The sequence below is a fragment of the Aerococcus sp. L_32 genome (assembly GCF_050689315.1).
In genome coordinates this window covers 1-974 of the sequence record NZ_JBOEQF010000671.1, presented here as the reverse complement: position 1 = coordinate 974, position 974 = coordinate 1, and the positions used below count along the sequence as shown (strand labels likewise).

The 974-nt window shown below is 36.9% G+C and carries 1 protein-coding gene and 1 pseudogene; both read left to right on the top strand.

All coding sequences use genetic code 11. The features are described 5' to 3' along the window. A pseudogene (locus tag ACRCJ0_RS15600) lies at window positions 1–130 on the top strand (ribonucleoside-diphosphate reductase); the annotation flags it as partial. A gap of 25 nt (window positions 131–155) precedes the next feature. Next, on the top strand, window positions 156–974 hold an 819-nt coding region (gene nrdF, locus ACRCJ0_RS15595; protein ID WP_431391103.1), incomplete at its 3' end, for a class 1b ribonucleoside-diphosphate reductase subunit beta.

Here is a 974-nt window from a genome sequence, read left to right as displayed (position 1 = left end):
CCGTGACCTTAACCGCTTGCGTAATTATGCTTGGGCACAAGGGATTAAATCGATTTACTATGTGCGGACCTATACAGATGACTCCGATAAAGAAATCGGTGTTGACCAATGTGAATCATGTGTGATTTAAATCGTAAACGAGAGGAAAATTAATAATGGCACGAGAAAATAAAAAATACTTTAACCAGATTTTGAACGGTGAACCAACCAACCACAACGTTTTATACTACAAATCAATTGATTGGGACCGCGTAGAAGATGCGATTGATAAATCAACTTGGGAAAAATTGACCTCACAATTTTGGTTGGATACACGTATTCCAGTTTCAAACGACCGTGATGATTGGCGAATCCTAACTGACGAAGAACGCGATGTAGTTAACAAAGCCTTTGCTGGCTTAACAGCTTTAGATACTCTACAGTCTGAAGAAGGGGCAAACGTTATGCGTGATGCTGTTCGGACACAACACGAAGAAGCTGTATTGAACAATATCCTATTTATGGAGTCAGTACATGCTAAATCTTATTCAACAATTTTTATTTCATTGAATACGACTCGTGAAATTGATGAGATTTTTGACTGGGCTAATAACAACGAATACCTTCAATACAAGGCGCGTCGTATCAACGAAATTTACCAAAATGGTACTAGTCTACAACAAAAAATCGCTAGCGTATTTCTAGAAACTTATCTATTCTATTCAGGTTTCTATGCACCATTATGGTATTTAGGTAACAATAAATTAGAGAATGTCGCTGAAATTATCAAGTTGATTATTCGCGATGAGTCTGTACATGGTACTTACCTGGGCTACAAATTCCAATTAGGTTACAACCAACTATCGATTGATGAACAAAATGAATTAAAAGACTGGATGTACGCGCTGCTATTTGACTTAATGGAAAATGAAGAGAAATATACCGAAGAAATCTATACACAAGTAGGATGGACGAAAGAAGTTAATACCTTTGTG